The sequence below is a fragment of the Mucilaginibacter sp. UYP27 genome (genome assembly GCF_040547175.1).
In the GTDB taxonomy this organism is placed as follows: Bacteria; Bacteroidota; Bacteroidia; order Sphingobacteriales; family Sphingobacteriaceae; genus Mucilaginibacter.
The window spans coordinates 1-15,226 of sequence record NZ_JBEPPE010000013.1 but is presented as its reverse complement, the minus strand read 5'-3'; the positions used below and the strand labels follow the sequence as shown (position 1 = coordinate 15,226).

At 46.3% G+C, this 15,226-nt stretch carries 21 protein-coding genes; 1 reads left to right on the top strand and 20 read right to left on the bottom strand.

Features of this window, described 5'->3' with window-relative positions:
- Positions 1 to 37 precede the first annotated feature (37 nt).
- The 19 genes from ABIB39_RS21305 to ABIB39_RS21215 all read right to left on the bottom strand — a co-directional run bounded on the left by ABIB39_RS21305 (position 38) and on the right by ABIB39_RS21215 (position 14,403).
- Complete coding sequence (locus ABIB39_RS21305) at positions 38 to 517, bottom strand: hypothetical protein (protein WP_354432209.1); 480 nt, start codon at positions 515 to 517, stop codon at positions 38 to 40.
- Positions 518 to 581: 64 nt separating this feature from the next.
- On the bottom strand, positions 582 to 1,352 hold the full coding sequence (locus ABIB39_RS21300) for a hypothetical protein (protein WP_354432208.1): 771 nt from the start codon (positions 1,350 to 1,352) through the stop codon (positions 582 to 584).
- Between the two features lie 29 nt (positions 1,353 to 1,381).
- Positions 1,382 to 2,212 (bottom strand): DUF4138 domain-containing protein, encoded by an 831-nt coding sequence (locus tag ABIB39_RS21295; RefSeq protein ID WP_354432207.1) that lies wholly within the window; start codon positions 2,210 to 2,212, stop codon positions 1,382 to 1,384.
- 33 nt (positions 2,213 to 2,245) lie between these two features.
- Positions 2,246 to 2,821 carry a hypothetical protein gene (locus ABIB39_RS21290; protein WP_354432206.1) on the bottom strand — a complete coding sequence of 192 codons (576 nt, stop codon included), beginning with the start codon at positions 2,819 to 2,821 and terminating at the stop codon, positions 2,246 to 2,248.
- Positions 2,818 to 5,559: a TraG family conjugative transposon ATPase gene (locus ABIB39_RS21285; RefSeq protein ID WP_354432205.1), complete on the bottom strand. Its 2,742-nt coding sequence runs from the start codon at positions 5,557 to 5,559 to the stop codon at positions 2,818 to 2,820. The genes ABIB39_RS21290 and ABIB39_RS21285 overlap by 4 nt, the downstream gene beginning before the upstream one ends.
- Positions 5,531 to 5,839: a DUF4133 domain-containing protein gene (locus ABIB39_RS21280; protein WP_354432204.1), complete on the bottom strand. Its 309-nt coding sequence runs from the start codon at positions 5,837 to 5,839 to the stop codon at positions 5,531 to 5,533. Before ABIB39_RS21280 ends, ABIB39_RS21285 begins: the two co-directional genes overlap by 29 nt.
- A complete protein-coding gene (locus tag ABIB39_RS21275) occupies positions 5,839 to 6,150 on the bottom strand; it encodes a DUF4134 domain-containing protein (RefSeq protein WP_354432203.1) in 312 nt (103 codons plus the stop codon). The genes ABIB39_RS21280 and ABIB39_RS21275 overlap by 1 nt, the downstream gene beginning before the upstream one ends.
- Before the next feature lie 41 nt (positions 6,151 to 6,191).
- Positions 6,192 to 6,506, bottom strand: a complete 315-nt coding sequence (locus tag ABIB39_RS21270) for a DUF4134 family protein (RefSeq protein ID WP_354432201.1) — start codon at positions 6,504 to 6,506, stop codon at positions 6,192 to 6,194.
- Between the two features lie 7 nt (positions 6,507 to 6,513).
- Positions 6,514 to 6,825, bottom strand: a complete 312-nt coding sequence (locus ABIB39_RS21265) for a hypothetical protein (RefSeq protein ID WP_354432200.1) — start codon at positions 6,823 to 6,825, stop codon at positions 6,514 to 6,516.
- Entirely contained in the window at positions 6,822 to 7,181 is a 360-nt protein-coding gene (locus ABIB39_RS21260) for a hypothetical protein (protein ID WP_354432199.1), read from the bottom strand. Before ABIB39_RS21260 ends, ABIB39_RS21265 begins: the two co-directional genes overlap by 4 nt.
- On the bottom strand, positions 7,178 to 7,813 hold the full coding sequence (locus ABIB39_RS21255; protein ID WP_354432198.1) for a ParA family protein: 636 nt from the start codon (positions 7,811 to 7,813) through the stop codon (positions 7,178 to 7,180). The genes ABIB39_RS21260 and ABIB39_RS21255 overlap by 4 nt, the downstream gene beginning before the upstream one ends.
- Before the next feature lie 57 nt (positions 7,814 to 7,870).
- A complete protein-coding gene (locus ABIB39_RS21250) occupies positions 7,871 to 9,094 on the bottom strand; it encodes a relaxase/mobilization nuclease domain-containing protein (RefSeq protein WP_354432197.1) in 1,224 nt (407 codons plus the stop codon).
- A gap of 6 nt (positions 9,095 to 9,100) precedes the next feature.
- On the bottom strand, positions 9,101 to 9,478 hold the full coding sequence (gene mobC / locus ABIB39_RS21245; RefSeq protein WP_354432196.1) for a plasmid mobilization relaxosome protein MobC: 378 nt from the start codon (positions 9,476 to 9,478) through the stop codon (positions 9,101 to 9,103).
- A 12-nt stretch (positions 9,479 to 9,490) separates the two neighbouring features.
- Entirely contained in the window at positions 9,491 to 10,531 is a 1,041-nt protein-coding gene (locus ABIB39_RS21240) for a DNA cytosine methyltransferase (RefSeq protein WP_354432195.1), read from the bottom strand.
- A gap of 775 nt (positions 10,532 to 11,306) precedes the next feature.
- A complete protein-coding gene (locus tag ABIB39_RS21235; protein WP_354432194.1) occupies positions 11,307 to 12,290 on the bottom strand; it encodes a DUF8464 domain-containing protein in 984 nt (327 codons plus the stop codon).
- 15 nt (positions 12,291 to 12,305) lie between these two features.
- Positions 12,306 to 13,130: a DUF8464 domain-containing protein gene (locus tag ABIB39_RS21230; RefSeq protein WP_354432193.1), complete on the bottom strand. Its 825-nt coding sequence runs from the start codon at positions 13,128 to 13,130 to the stop codon at positions 12,306 to 12,308.
- Between the two features lie 24 nt (positions 13,131 to 13,154).
- Positions 13,155 to 13,430 (bottom strand): hypothetical protein, encoded by a 276-nt coding sequence (locus ABIB39_RS21225; RefSeq protein ID WP_354432192.1) that lies wholly within the window; start codon positions 13,428 to 13,430, stop codon positions 13,155 to 13,157.
- 292 nt (positions 13,431 to 13,722) lie between these two features.
- Entirely contained in the window at positions 13,723 to 14,001 is a 279-nt protein-coding gene (locus ABIB39_RS21220) for a hypothetical protein (protein ID WP_354432191.1), read from the bottom strand.
- A gap of 165 nt (positions 14,002 to 14,166) precedes the next feature.
- A complete protein-coding gene (locus ABIB39_RS21215; RefSeq protein ID WP_354432190.1) occupies positions 14,167 to 14,403 on the bottom strand; it encodes a helix-turn-helix domain-containing protein in 237 nt (78 codons plus the stop codon).
- 127 nt (positions 14,404 to 14,530) lie between these two features.
- On the opposite strand from ABIB39_RS21215, the gene ABIB39_RS21210 reads away from it, so the two are divergent.
- Positions 14,531 to 14,749 (top strand): hypothetical protein, encoded by a 219-nt coding sequence (locus ABIB39_RS21210; RefSeq protein WP_354432189.1) that lies wholly within the window; start codon positions 14,531 to 14,533, stop codon positions 14,747 to 14,749.
- On the opposite strand, the gene ABIB39_RS21205 is transcribed toward ABIB39_RS21210, so the two are convergent.
- Positions 14,744 to 15,076 carry a hypothetical protein gene (locus ABIB39_RS21205; RefSeq protein WP_354432188.1) on the bottom strand — a complete coding sequence of 111 codons (333 nt, stop codon included), beginning with the start codon at positions 15,074 to 15,076 and terminating at the stop codon, positions 14,744 to 14,746. The genes ABIB39_RS21210 and ABIB39_RS21205 overlap by 6 nt on opposite strands.
- Positions 15,077 to 15,226 lie beyond the last annotated feature (150 nt).

The window sequence follows — 15,226 nt, the reverse complement described above, 5'->3', positions numbered from 1 at the left end:
AATATGACCTCTAATACTAACTAAAAGATACAAGTCTTCAGGCAGCAGGAACGGATAGCAAAGTTCGCCACTTATTCGGTTTAAGAACAATTATTTGTGCGGGCAATTCATTATCCCAGATTTTGAGATTTTTGGAAAGAAATTTATAAAGTTTCTTCATCCCGACATTGTTGGGGCTAAAAAAGTGAGTGATACCAATTTCTTTAAGAAATTTTTCCCAATAACCGTCTGAACTTAACGGCTGGATATAAACCTCGTTGTCAATATCCGTATCATAGCCAAAAGAAAATCCTGAAATTTCAGACATTAAATCACCATCCTCCGGGTATTCTAAGATAGATGTTAAACGGAAAAGAAAAACAGGGAAATGACCATCTATTCGATACATTATTTCTACAGTCGTTAATAGCCGTCTGTTTAGGGCTAAAACATTTTCCGTTAGCAATTCAACCAGATCAATCCATTGCTGGTCGGCTATTTTTAGAAGATTACTATGGGGATGAATGGTGTTTTCCATATCAATACTGGTTAGTGGTCAATTAGAAACAGGCCTATAGAAGACCTGTTTCTGAAAATTAAAATTAAACGTGAACCTTTGCTTTACGCGACTGCTTTTTTACAGGAGCATCCTCCTTTTGCTGCTCACGTTGTTTTAAGTTCCTGGTCGGTTTTTGTTCGACCTGCAATAATTCTTCCCGTTTGATCTTCTTCATCTGGTGGTCGTACAGATCAACCGTTTTGAATTGCGGGTTAGCAGCGATAAAATACTTTTTATCGCCATCGGCACCACCAACGGTAATTTGCTGCGCATTACCTTTTTTCAGCGAATACATCAGTTCCTCTTTGGCCTTCGGATCTTCCAGTTCTTTGATCCCTTTACCGGCAAGCACTTTATCCAGGTCAAAGCCATAATTTTCATGGTAATGCTTGATCTTTTTGTTGCCATTGTCGGTCAGGTTCTTATCATCCAGGGTTAACCAAGCCTGGTATTTTTGACCTTCTAAATTGTAGAGTTGTTTGTGAACGGCACGTCCCTCCATCAAATTAAAAGCTTCTTTAGCGGTTATGCCGCTGCCTTTGTTGATGAAAAAGGTCTGATCAATATTTTTTGAAAGGTCATCCTTGTGGTTGACGGTGGCATCGTATTTATTAAAAAAATACATGTCCTGGTTATCACCGGCCTTGAAATGCAGGGTGTAATCGATGGTCTTCTGATTAAACTCGTGTTGCAATCCCAACTTAAATTCGGGCGTTTTAGCCGCCATTTCCTTATCCAGTTCGGCATTCAGTTTGTCACCAAACCCCAGGTTTAGCAAGCTTTTCTTTAAGAATTCAGCATTTTGCGTATTCATAACGTAATGATTTAAAATGAAATAAATGGTTAATTAATTTTTATCGCAGCATAAGTATTGTCCGGTTGCTGCGGTACCGGGTTAATGGTATGGAGGTCGTCGAGATCCTTTTGTTTGATCTGTAGATATAAGTGGCGGTTCCCGTTGCGCTCATAGACTTCCACATTCAGTGCCTGGTCCTCGGATAGGGAAAAACGGCGAAAGGCGAATACTTTAGCAATTTGTTGTTTTGTCAAAATCGTCGTGTGCTTTTTCAATGAAGAATAAACAGGAACGATCTCCTGTTCATGGGTAGCCATGCGGGCAACAGTTTTCAGATCCCTGATATAAAAGCGAATGAAATCCACATCATAGGGTAAGTGGGATTTGTTACGAATATCCATCCTGAAAAAAATATGGTTGTCCGCAAGGGAAAGTTTATTGACCCAGGCTTTTACCCCGCCAGTTTTCTTCCGGTCCACAACATCCGAGCGTTTACCCGCTGCCAGCTGCTTTCCAATCTGCGCATCAGCATTGAACAAAGTGCGGCTAACCGTAATAACCGGTCTCGACGGTGCAATGTCCATCCTGCGGCCAGCTCTGCCATAGGAATACTGTACCGGAATATGAAACACCTGATTTGTATTCCTATCCTTAACATCCAGTTTTGAAAGTTTAAAATCGGCATTTTTCGCCTTCAAAGTAATCAATCCGCTTTCTAACTGTTTTGCCTGAAAATCCGGAGGAATATTCCCGACAATACTCACGTCCGACTTAAAAAACAAAGCGGTTACCTTATCACGGCTGATATAAGCCGTATCCTGACCAAAGGAAACTGTTCCCAATTGGGCGAGGAATATTATAGTGATCAACTTTTTCATCCTATTTTTAATTATCGCGGTCATTGCTGTCTTTCAGTAAATACCCCTTTGTTTTGCCCAGAACATGGTGCGCTGCATGCCATAGGCTACACCCCGTAGGATCATGAGCTCGGTCCTGATACGGTTCAGCAACTTGGCCCTTTCTCCGGAATCCATCAGGTTATTTATACCGCCCTGCATAACAAAGGAACTCACCTCGGTAGCCAACGCAGTTCCGCGGCGCTTGAACTCGCGGGCACCGGATTCGGCGAACAATAATAAGGCAGGATTGCTCTGTGCCAGCGCCACGGCCTTGTTAACATCACCAACAATATCTACACTGATCTCGGCAATATCCTGGACCGCCAGTAGCGAACGGACCGCGCCTGATACCTCACTCAATCCCTTATAGATCTGCTGCTGCAAATTATTCACGATCACCAACTGGCCTGTAACTGCCAGCTGGCCACGCTGTATCAGCGTCAAGTTATCGTTGGTTTTATTAAGTTGGCCGTTTATCGTGCCAGAATGTACGGCCATTGCTGCGGCGGTTGCCGGGTCAACATATATCTGGGAAAATCCTGCGCGGCCCGAAAGGAACAGCGCAGTAAGCAATATTAATTTTTTCATACAAATTCAGGTTTAAAGTATTCGAGTGTACCGGGCGTGGGCAACCCGTCCTTGTTGATCCTTCGGACAAAATTTTCAAGCGTCAGGCCGCTCTTTTCCAGGTCAGAAACAAAGGCTTCCAGACCTGCCTGATAATTTCCGTAGGTTTTGGTATAGGTTTCCACCGCGCTTTTTTCAGGCTTTTCAGTTGTGTAGGCCAGGTATTGAAAAATGCTCACCTCTACGCCGTATACCTCGCCGGTAGATCCGCGCCGGATATATACCTCTTTAAAGCGGCCACGGTTATCGGTATTGTCCAGTTTATTGATGGTAAATATCTTTTTCTGTTCGGTATCGGTAATGGCCAGCAGTTTTGCAATCTCTTTGTAGTTCTCCTTGAACTTGCTCTGGTCGAGCAGGCAGATGGTATCCGAGTTGTTCAGGATACTGTCCTTAACAACGGCGTTGCCCAATATGTCACCCAATTCCTGGGTGACTACGATAGCTTCGCCCCAAAACTTTCTAACGGTCTTGTAGAGGTATAAAATGTACCCTGCCATTAACGGGGAAGCGATGGCCTTCCAGGCTTCTTCCACAATTAGGGCCTTTCGCTGATCTTTTCGATGCCGCATTTTCTGTATGAATACATCCATAATTATCAGCGTCACAATGGGGAACAGTATGCGATTTTCCTTTACCGCATCAATTTCAAACACAATAAAGCGCTCAGAGAACAGCGAAGAATCGGCGGCCTCGTTCAGGATGCTGTCGAACTCTCCGCCCCGGTAGAATTTTTTCAGCACATAGCGGAACTCATCCAGGTCAAAAGATATACTTTCTTCACTTTTTATCTGTGGTATTTTCCAGATTGCGAAATCGTAAAAGGTATTAAAGTCAAGTGACCTAATACCAGTTCGTTCGTACCTTGATCTGCCCAATTTTCTTTCTTCCATTATGGCAGTAAGATATTTTTGATTGAATGCAGCCTGAAACGGAGAAACCTCAGGGTTGTCTGTGAGCAAAGCCTCATCCGAATTGCTTATTTCGCGGATAAGTATATCATCATCAAAACACTCAGGTTCAAAATCGGAAAGGGGATCTTCCTTCATTGCTTCAACAACTCGCCTGCGTATGCTGATAAGTTCCTTATGGGACAGGCCGGGGTAATCTGGATTAAAATATCGGCTGTAATAAGCGGATATCACATTAGAGATCACATCACGCTCTACAGCACTTACAGTTCCCTCGGCACCTTTCCATAACAGACTAACTAAGGTTACCAGGAAATCCTTCTTCTCAATATTGTATTCATCTTCACCGATGGCAAAGGGGTTCATTGTGATCGGCTTGCTATCCGACCAGGTGATGTACTTGCCCTTAAAATAGTCGCACATACCAGAATACGAATGCCCGGTATCAACGATCACCACATCCATATTATAAAGCATGTACTGCTCGATCAGTGCATTCATGAAAAAACTTTTCCCCGATCCCGATGGGCCGAGCACGAACTTGTTGCGGTTATTGATCCTGTTGGTCCGCATTGGCAAATCGGCCGGGTCAATGCCAACCGGAATGCCCTGCCTGTCGGTAAATCGGATCAGGAAATCCGATTGCTCGTCTTTTAACAGCGCGTCCTTAAAAAAGAAGCAGAGCGCAGCGTCGGCAGTCGTAAGGAACCAGTCGTATTTTTTAAGCTCGACGCCGTTTCCCGGCAAAGCGCAGCGGAATAATTCCAGCTGGTTATAGGCATTGCGGGACGGAATGATGCCTTGCTGAAAAAGTGCGGCTTCAATATGGTTAACCGCTTTTCCGAGACGGTCGCTTTCCGCACTGATAATCATGGAATAATGAGCATTGACCAGCAACTGGTTGTCCCTTGCCACATCGACAAGCAGCTGATCTATATCTTCAACACAGATCAGGTTCGCCGGATCAGGCACGCCAGAATGCCGTTTTCTCTTCAATTCGAGCTTGTTCAGCGTCATTTGCTGCGCGGGTATTTCCAGCAATTGGTTATAGATGATGACCTGGTAGCCCGGCACATGATGGAGAAACGAAAGGTTGTCTACGGGAAAATCCCTCATGCCCTTACTGTCCTGTTTTACGGTATAGGGGCCGACCTTTTCCGGCAGATCAATGGAATCCGTATTGACCATACTGATGCAGCGAATCGCTTTGTCACCCATGTGCAGCTGCTGGTCACCGCACCGCAGATTATTCAAAGCAATGTGCGGCATGGCAAACTCCATGCTCAGGATTCGGGTGACATATCGGTTGATCTCTGCTTCGCTCAGGAATTTTGGCGCCATGCCAGAACTGGCCAGCAGGTCGTATAATTTGCCCATGTTCTGGGCGAAATCGGCGAGCACCTTTTTATCATAGGTGTAAAAAGTGCCCCGCTTAACCTGACGGGTAATGATGAGATAGGTTTTGATGTCCGTATATTCCCTGCCGTCAAAATGGGCATGGTATTTTTGTTGCAGGAACTCGCCGGCGTTTTCCCCTTTATATTTCCTGCGTATAAAAACATCCTGTTTTTGGATGATATGGCCTTCACCCAATATCTTGATAATGTTAAGCAGCAGGTTTTGATAGGCGGAATAGGCGTCCGGATCGGCGCCGTATTGCAGTACGGGATTGGACAGGTGCAGGATGACAGAAAAATCTCCTTTTTCCCCGTAGAGAATGGAAAGGTCCCTATAGGAATCCACACCTGCATAAGGAAGGCTAAATGCTGTTTTTCTTTCTCTGGACATAACTGATTTTTAAATTGACGGGATGGACAATGATGCCGGTGTTCCGGGTTTTGGAATGCAGGCCGTCTTTCTGGCGGAAGAAAGTTAAGCCGAGCCCGGCGGAGATCAGGGCAATGGTGACAAAACCGCCCAGGTACATACTGGTCAGTGCGCCGATCAGACCGCCCAGGATCAGGCCCCCTGCCAGGGAGCCGATGCCCCAATAAATAAATTTGCCCTTGAATCCGCGGTAAATAAGGGGCTTCTGGAGCCCCTTATAAATTGCATACTTAGCGGTCATTAAACGCCGAAAAACGCCTTGATGACCACAGAAACCAGTACAAGAAATAAGCAGGAACCGCCCCAGCTCATTAATTCCTTGTTGATGTCCTGATCTCCCGAGTTCCACTTGATGTACACGCGGACGCCACCGATCAGTCCGACGACCGCGCCGATGGCGAGGATAAGGGTGGATACCGGGTCAACATAGCTGGTAAGCGAGGATGTAGCCGCGTTGATACCGGTCGAACCGCCGCCCTGGGCCATTGAAGATTGAGCTGCCAGCATGGAAAGCGCAGCGAATGCAAACAGTTTTTTAGTTTTTACTGTCATGGATTAAAAAATTAAAGGGTGAATTGAAAATTGAAAAGCTTTTAGTGTACCCCGAAAAGGGCTTTTAGCACACCGCCGATCACCGACAGGAAAAGGCAGGAAAAGAACCATCCCATGACCTGGGCGTCGATGTGGTGCTTGCCGGATTGCCAGTTGGCATAGACCCGCAGACCGCCCAGTATCCCGCTGATAGCTCCGAGTACGAGCACCATATCGGAAAGGCTGAAATACCAGCGGTGCATTTCACCGCTGACATCATAGAACTCTGAAATGCCCGGTTGGGCTACGGCTTGAAATGGCAGTGCAAAAAAAAAGACAGCCGGGGCTGTCTTCAAAAGGATGCTGTAGCGTTTCATTGCGATGCTAGTAAGGAATGGCTTTGGTGCATTCGATCAGGTCTGACTGCGCCAGTGAAAAGAGCTGTTTAAGGCTTACCGCACCGGTAGATTGCAGGGGGCCGGAAGATATGACCTGCCGGGTTGGTGCGGCTTCTGCCGGATCAGCGGTTTCTTCTCCAACTGGTTGGGCGGTATTTTCTTCGGAAAAGACAAGTTCGTCCTGATCTGTCTCCGTTTGCCCGTTGCCCCCAGCCCGGAACAGGTCGTAAAGTACATTGAGTACATAATAAAATAAGTAGGCAGCAGCAATGCTGATTAAGAATTGTGTCCAGTTCATAATTCGATGGTTTTAATATTGTCTTTTATATATTGGATAAGTTCAGGATGCCTGGAAAAGAAATTTTGCAGGCTGAAAGCGATCAGTTTGTTCATGTCGATGCCCTTGGCGATCTTCAGTTGTTTAAGCAGGAAAATAGTACGGTCGTCCAGGCGGATCAGCAGTTTTTCATTTCCGGCAAGTTGATGGGACAGGATACTTTCCAGCAGCTTTTCAAGATCATCACCTAACCCCTTTGTTTTTCTTTGAACCGTTGTTGTCTTTTTAGGAACAGGTGAACTTTTGTCCGTGCCGACTTCATCGCTATTTTTAATGGTCTCCCTTAGTTCATCGGCAAGGGACCTTATGCCGGTCATGCCTGATCCTCCCAGCCGAGGTATTGGTCATAGATCAGGTCAAGCAGCGGTAGCACCACAGGCATCAGGATAAGGGGCGTCTGAAAAGTGCTGATCCGCTGGAAATCTACCCGGTCCGCAAGTCCCGGCGCAATGACCCCGAAACGCTCCATTACCCTTTCGATCTCTGCCCTGGTTTCGTACTTGACCGTATTCTTGATCCGGTTGGGTATAAAAATAAAGGGCGCCTTATCGTTGATCTTGCGCAGAACCATTGCAAACAGCAAGGTAGAATCGACTGAAAACTCATCATAGGAAAAAGGGCACAGCACTACATCTGCCGCACCAAATACCGGCAACAGCCCGTCATCATCCATCTTTCCGGGAAGATCGATCAGCACAATCTCACGGGAAACCTTGTTGAGTGATCTGTACAATGCGGGAAAATGTTTAAGGTCTGCCGGTACCACTTCGTAAAGCGGCTGATTTTCCAGCACTTTGGCCTTTTCAGCTTTGGAGTACAACGATTGCTGATAGTCCATATCCAGGACGGTCACCGTTCGGTTTTGTACCTGTGTAAGGTAGTTTGCAAAAAGTAGGGTCAGCGTACTTTTTCCGGCGCCCCCTTTCTGATTTCCAATTAATATGACCATGATTGTAGATTTTAAATAGTATGAAATATTAAGCGTTCTATATTGGTGGCGGATTTACTACCGGGTGTTCGTCCGCGCCTTGCGCTTTCGCTGCCGGTTACGTCCGAGTATAGCCTCATCGTCGATGTCATCTGAAATGTCAATATTGAGTTCTGGCATCCAGGTTGTGTGTGAAGTTGTTTCAGGCAAAGTCTTGCTGTCTTCAACTGTGTCGCCTTCATTTTCAAAACCCTTAGGTTCTAGCATTTCTGTTTCGCCATCCAGCCGGTCTGCGCCTTGGTTGGCTCTTTTGGTTCTGGTATTCGCTAGTTCCTGTATAGCGTCCGCTTGCAGGGAAGGTTTGATAAATTCTGCAATCGGCATCAGGTCGTTCCCTTTGTAGGCGGTTTTTTTCGCATGGTCAATAAGGGTATAGCCATAGGGCGGCTTGTCGGTTGTTCCATGAAAAAGTACCTCGACACCAAATTTTCCAGCTAATAATTGGGCCATTTCAGAGGTATAGGCGGTAGGCTTTGCAGACCGTCCTCCGGGCAATGGTGCCATAACAGGAATAATGGCCGGATCGTGGATTTTGCGATAATCATAGAAGATGGCCCGGAGCTGGGCTAGCCTGTCTATATTCTTATCATACAATTTGATCCGGGCATCTACTTCGGCCAGTTCAACGCTGGCCAGCTGCTTGCCGAATTTAGAAACCTGATATCCTGTACCTACTAGTTTCAGCGAATAGCCCTGCATTTCCAGGGTCATCATAAATTGGGCGCGAGTGGTAAAATGATAGCTAAATGCTTTGGTGAGGTCAGTTTCGGCCTTGTACTTTTCATCTTCCCCCATAACCTGGTTCAAAACCTCGTATGCCTGCAATTGCTCAAAACTATCCTTGATCTTTCGGCCCTCCTTGTTAATGCGGGTCGAAACCATGTGAATATGATTGTTATCGGTATCCTTATGAAATACCAACAGGTAAGGCTGATCGCCGTAGCCCATGCCGCGAAGCCATCTGTCGGCGATCTCTGTTAGCTGTTCCTTTGAATGGGAACGGCCTTTGCAGGAAATGACCGCATGGAATTGAGGCAATTTTATACGTGCGCTTCTTGCGGACCATGCGGCCAGATAATTAAAATAATCTTTGGGGCGCAGATGATCTAAACCCTGCAAAGCACCGAAGTTCGCCGTTTTTAGCAGTTCTCCTTTGTCCATTTCTACCTTCCCGAGATTGTAACTGATGCCGTTAAAGCTCTGGGACTTAGCGGCAGATGGCCGGAGAATTTTCACGATCATTGTGTGTCACTTTAGTAAGCGGATGATCTGCCTCAAAGCCTTTTCAAGTTCCCGCTGATCGCTGATGTACCGGACAAATAGTTCATTGAAAGTGGCTGTTATGTCCTGGCTTAACTGTCCCTGCTTGCCAAGTACGTTTGCGTGCCGGGCAAGCTGATTGATGTTATTACCCGCCCGGCCCAGCTCTGCGCCGATATGGTCAAGATGGTTTAGCAGCTCCCGGCCGTTGAGCAGCATTTTGCCGGAGTTCCTCAATACTCTGATACGTACTATGTCGGCGCGGCTGATCCCCAGAGATTTTTCCAGTTCCAGGAATTGCAATAATTCTTCTTCAGTCAGACGGAGTTCAAAGCGTCGTGTTTTCTTGGGAAATGTGTTTTTCATTTGGCCACGTTATTAAACCCGCACCTTATAAGACTGGATCGATTTAAATATTTCCAGCGCGACCTGCGGAACGATAGCATTGCCGTAAGCCTTTACGCTTTCGGCTCGCCAGGCAGAAAAGGCAATTCCGTCCAGTTCGGCGGGAAGCCCATCATTTCCGCCACAAAACGGGGGTTCAGCTGGCCATACTTGCCAGCCGGGAATGTGGTTTTGCCAGTCTGTTCCGCGCCGGGCAATATGCGGATCAGGCGGTCCAATATCGACACTGGCGTATTGTTCGGTGCCAGTTTGTATGTGGTTGATTGCGCCTGAAGTGTGTAGTAGATCAGAAAATCCGTCAAAGAGACCTGCCCGCCCGTTCCCTTGTCGTTCTTCCGGTCGGCCAGTTCCCGGCCTTCCTGTACCTGCGCTACCGTTGTCCCGGTATTGGCGATCTCTGTCGCGGTTGGCGTGGGCAACAAACCAGACCCGGTCCCTTTGGTGCGGGGCGTTAAGGGCAGCAGCCGGAATACACAGAACGACTGGCGTGCCGTCTTTAAGCTGTGGTAATACATATCCTGCTGCACTGATCTCTGAAATGATGCTTCCGATAACCCTTCGCTGGAGTCGGACAATGGTGCTGTCCGCCTCGTGGTCACCGTCCTGACAAAAAAGCTCAACCGCTTTAATTTCCATTTCAGATAAACTGTCTGGTTCGAGAATGCTGAACAGGCCAGCAACGTTTTCAAGAACGATCCACTGGGGTCTTGCTTCTGTAATAATTCGGCAAGCCTCCGGGAAGAGGTAGCGGTCATCCGCTTTGCCCTTTCGCTTTCCGGCGTGACTGAAAGGCTGGCAGGGAAATCCCCCGCTGATGATGTCAACACGTCCTCGAAACTGAGCTGCGCTGAATTGAAAGATGTCGTCATAATGATGGGTGTTAGGCCAGTAATGTTTTAGTATGGTTTGACAAAAAGGGTTCCTTTCGCAGGAGAAAATATTTGTCCATCCCATCCAGGTAGCGGCGATGTCAAAACCGCCGATACCGCTAAATAGACTGCCGTGGCTAAGCATTGGCGGCGCTTTTAAATAAATTAAGGGTTGAAAAAAACGGGCATGGGAAAGCCCTGACGAGTTTTCCCGTCAAAGGATTGCTGAATAACATACTTTAAAAATTAAGGGTTAAGAACTGGAACGGGGCGGTTGCCCTATGGCGGTGGTATGACCGCGTTGTCGGAAAAAAAGGGAGTTGCGACCTTTTTTCTCCCTCAGTCTTGCCTTTCCCCAGCGGGGTTAGGCAAGGCGAGGCAAGTTCGTTTTTGTTGGTCAGCCCAGCCGTAGGCGGGCTGTACGGACAAAAACACAACTTGCCCAATACAAAACAAAAAAGGCGGTTATGCCGTTTAGGTGAAAAAGGGGACATCGCCCCAGCTTTGACCGTGTTTTTCGTGCAACACGCAGAAGTCAACTAGGTAGTGCGCTGTACCATCGTATATAGGTTTAGTCGCCTTTAAGAACAACCCGATATACGATTATAGGAATATTTATCCCCTTGAATAAACAGCTATTCAAATAGCGGTATATCCGTATAAAAGCTAAGCGTATATACAGATATGGAAATAAACAGCCATACTGATAAACGGATAGCTGTAAATCCATATAGGCAGATAAATGCATAGCCATTTAGCTATGCAGACAGCTATCCAAATAGAGGGAAATATAGGCGTGTATATATTTGCCTGTAGACATAGATGAATATCCATATTATTATATATAGAAATAAATAGATAGCCAGATAAACAGCTAACCATTAAGCTGAATAGCCGTTTATACAAATAGCTGAACTGGGTTACCGTTTCCGGCTGGTTTGATGACTTAGTATTTCTGCGGATGGTTTATATGCCGAGCGGTTTGGGTCGTGCAGGCTGGCTTTCAATTTATCGTTATAATCGTTATATCCCTGGTACTCATAAGACCGATCAACCGCAACGGGTATTTCTTTTTTTAGTTCCTGCAAACATTTACGGCCAGGGCCGTCATTGTCAAAATACACATCTACCGTTTGAAAGTTACCGATCCTTTCCATGGCATAACCTAGCATCGTAATGGCATTCAAAACAATAACCGTTGGCCTTGAATCCGGGTGCAGTTTCTGCCAACTCAGGTAATCCGTGTAACCCTCAAATACGGCAACATGATGTGCATCGCCTGGGATCAATGAAATACCTTTGGGGCCAATGCAGCTCTTAAAACCCTTTGCATTGGAGAATTCCCAGGAACCGTGTTCGTTTTGCCAGCCGACCGCATAATACACAGAAGTATTTTCAGGGTTATTTGTACGCTTGTAATAAACTTCCTTTACCTGCTGGGCTTTTGCGATGTCAAAAAGCCCTCTTGAAAGCAGGTATTGGTTAAGCACGAAATTACTGCCGAGTTCCCGGACGTCTGTCAACTTCCATTCAAAGGTTCCTTTTTCGGGATCTGGAGCGTACATTTTGGGCGGGACGTATTCAGGGATCTTTGCGGTATCAAGATTGCAAACCTCCTGTATCTTGTTCAGCACCTCCACAAAGGAATGGTTCGGCCAGTAAGCCATGCCCAGCTGTACGATACCGCCCTTATAAATTCCTGTCGCACCTGGCCCGCCCCAGTCTTTCCAGCAGTTTCCGGCATCCCACACTGTAAAAGAGGGTGTATCTTTCTTGGTCTCGCGCAGCATACTATGGTAAAAGTGTTCTTTTCCGGTCTTTCTGACCGGATGATGGCCCAAGCGGGCCAAAAAATCCACGATAGAAATATCTGCCAACGTGGAAACATCTACATATTCAGGCATGGCAGTAAAAATTAGTTAGGTATCGGCTTTTTCAATAGCAGATAGCAGTTGTACGTTCAGGTGTTCTTTTCCGAAGAAAAAAGCTACATCCCGGAATTTTGTAGCCCTGCTCTTTGCGGCAGGTAAAAATTCGGGGGCGTTCATGACCAGGATGCTGTGACCTGCCGTCCTGTTGGCATATTTCCAGCTGAGGTAACTGATATAGTCCTCAAACAGGATCAACCTGTCTGTATCGCCAGCTATAAAGGTCATGCCTTTTCTGCCTAGGCAGCCTGCGAAGTTCCGACCCATTACTTCCCAGCCACCATTCTCATTTTGCCAACCGGCAGCAAAAAAATCCTTGCGCCGGTACTTTTCATCAACGACGTAATAATAGACCTCTTTAAGTTGTCCGAGGGCAATCTCCCAGATCCTCTGAGATTGCAGATAGGCGGTGATCTCTGGGTTGCAGCCAATTGGCCGAGTTTCGGCGATATGATAATAAGGAATTTTAACCGCCCGTCTTTTTCTTCTTCCGGCCCGGTCATCGCTTATAATGGTTTCCTGCCGACTGGCACAAAGCAGGCTGATCTTTTCCATAACCTGGTCCGAATTTAGACCTGACCAGTAAGCCATACCAAAATCAATGATGTCACCGCTTTTTTTGGTAAAGCGGTCGAACCACATGTCCAGCTGCGTATTGATGGCAAACGTGGGGCTGGTTTCTGTATCCCTTAAAACATTCAGGTATAGCTTTTCATCGCCTGAGCTTTTGGTAGGCTGGTAACCCAGCCTGGAAAAAAGCATGCTTAGGGATACCTGTTCCCGTGTGGAACCGGTATTTAAGAATGTTGTTATCATAGTTGTATTTATTTAGTATCGGTTTTAGAAATGGAGCATAGCGTCCAGTGACTTGCGGATCGCTTCCGCTTCGGTGCGGTCAATGCGCCATGTGGCCGAGCGGTCACCGTCCTTGCGGGATGTAATGAGCCCTTGTTCAATCCAGCGCTCAATATTTTTCCGGCCGTAGAGGCGGAACGCTTCCGATTTGTTCAGGTAAGGTTTGATTCTGCCTGTTTTGGAAAGCGCCAAATTGGCCCCCATTTCCGCGGCGTCGCGTAAGAGCAGGCCGAGCTGATGGCTGGTCAGTAATATGTTCATGGGAAAATACTTAGAGGTGGAAAAAAATATTCTTTGAGAACCGGCAACGGGTAACGAACCCGGTGCAATCCACTTTTGCCGGTTTATAAATTCGGGACTACCTGCGTCGTATCCTACGATACGGGCTTTCGCCTGCCAGTGCGCTTTCAGTTGTTGGTGCTTGACAGGCCCGGCACAGGGCTGCATACCAGCCTTGACCCGGCGCGGTACTAACCTCACCTTCGCAAAATTTCCTGCTATTCGCAGGATAATGCCTCATCCCCATACGTCAAAGACCTGACGGAAATGATATTCACCTTTCTGCCACAGGCAGGTAGGTGATCCGGTTACTGGATGCTGCAACAGCTTCCAGTTTTTTCCGGTCCAGGCACTTTCGGGAAATTTCGCCATTGCGTGTGATGGGACGTATTAAGCCCTCGCTTATCCAGCGGTCCACATTGCCCCGGCCGTAAAGTCGGTAGGCTTCTGCTTTGGAGAGCTGGTACTGTAACTGTCCGCTTTCGGCAAGTGCCTTCGAGGCGCCTTGCTCGGCAGCGGTTTTTAACAGGTGTACCAGATCTTTCAGCTTCATTTTCTTTCCTTAAAATGTTGGTTTAACTATCATTTCCTGGGTCAAAGCACGAAAATAGAGAGGGGCAAAAACAGGGACAGGGGGTGGCTTTTGATGGTCACCCCCTGTCGCAAAATGGGGTTATAATAGAAATATGTAGGGTTTTTAAATCGAAATAATTTTCCGTTATCTCAAGGTTTCAGTATCCATAAGTTCAGTTAAAGGCATTTCAAGCCCGCTGCACAGGGCATATAAAGTGCTCAGGCTGGGGTCGGTCTGACCCAGCTCGATATAAGACAACTGGCGATAATCTATGCCAGATAGTTCAGCCAGTTTTTCCATGGAAAGCTTTTTGTTATTTCTAAGTTCCCTTACACGGTCGCCAAGCGCTTTTATAATAATTTCATTGCGGACATTCTTCACCCAACGAAATTGCAACAGATATTGTCAGGATATTATGAAGTATACTTCATATTTAAAGATTGATTGCCTAAATTTACCGGGTAATCAAAATTTATTTTTACTTTCAATTGGAAATCCTAATTAATTTATGACATCAATAAATATACCGCTGGCCGAGCTGAATATCGACGCGCTTTTTGTCGAACAATGCCGCCGTTTAGGATTAGCCACTTTAAATGATATTCTGGATTCATCGCTGGAAAGTTTAAGCAAAAAAAAGGATTTTACCTACACCTGGTATGCGGACCTGCTTGCTTTATTAAAAACACACGGCTTACTCGATGAATTTCAGCAGCGTCAACTATGATCCTTTATAATTTGACAAGTTATAATTTTCATTCAGCCAGTTCAGCATGGCGATCAGATGCGCTTTAAGTTTTTGGGCTGTGCTAAACTCTACGTCGGTTGATTTCTTACGCAAACTTTCTGCTGAAATGAACATGGTTTGCGGAGTGTAGAAATGGGCGGCAAAAAAGTTGAAAAGTTCGCCGATATTTTCCTTTAACAGTAAACCCTTTTCGATCTGTACACGGATAAATAAACCGAATTGTGCTACCGGCATATTGATCTTTAGACGGGTCATGGATTTTGCAAGCAGATCATCCTGGAGAATCACACGACGGAGTTGGAGCATTTCAGTGATATAATGTTTTTTTTCCGAAAGGTAACCTAGTAATTGTTCGTCAATGTGTAACCCCTCCTAAAAACCGGACTGCTTAAAGGACGAAAAGTCTTAACTTTAACCAGTCAAACGATGAAGAACTCTATCATTACCGAAACGCAG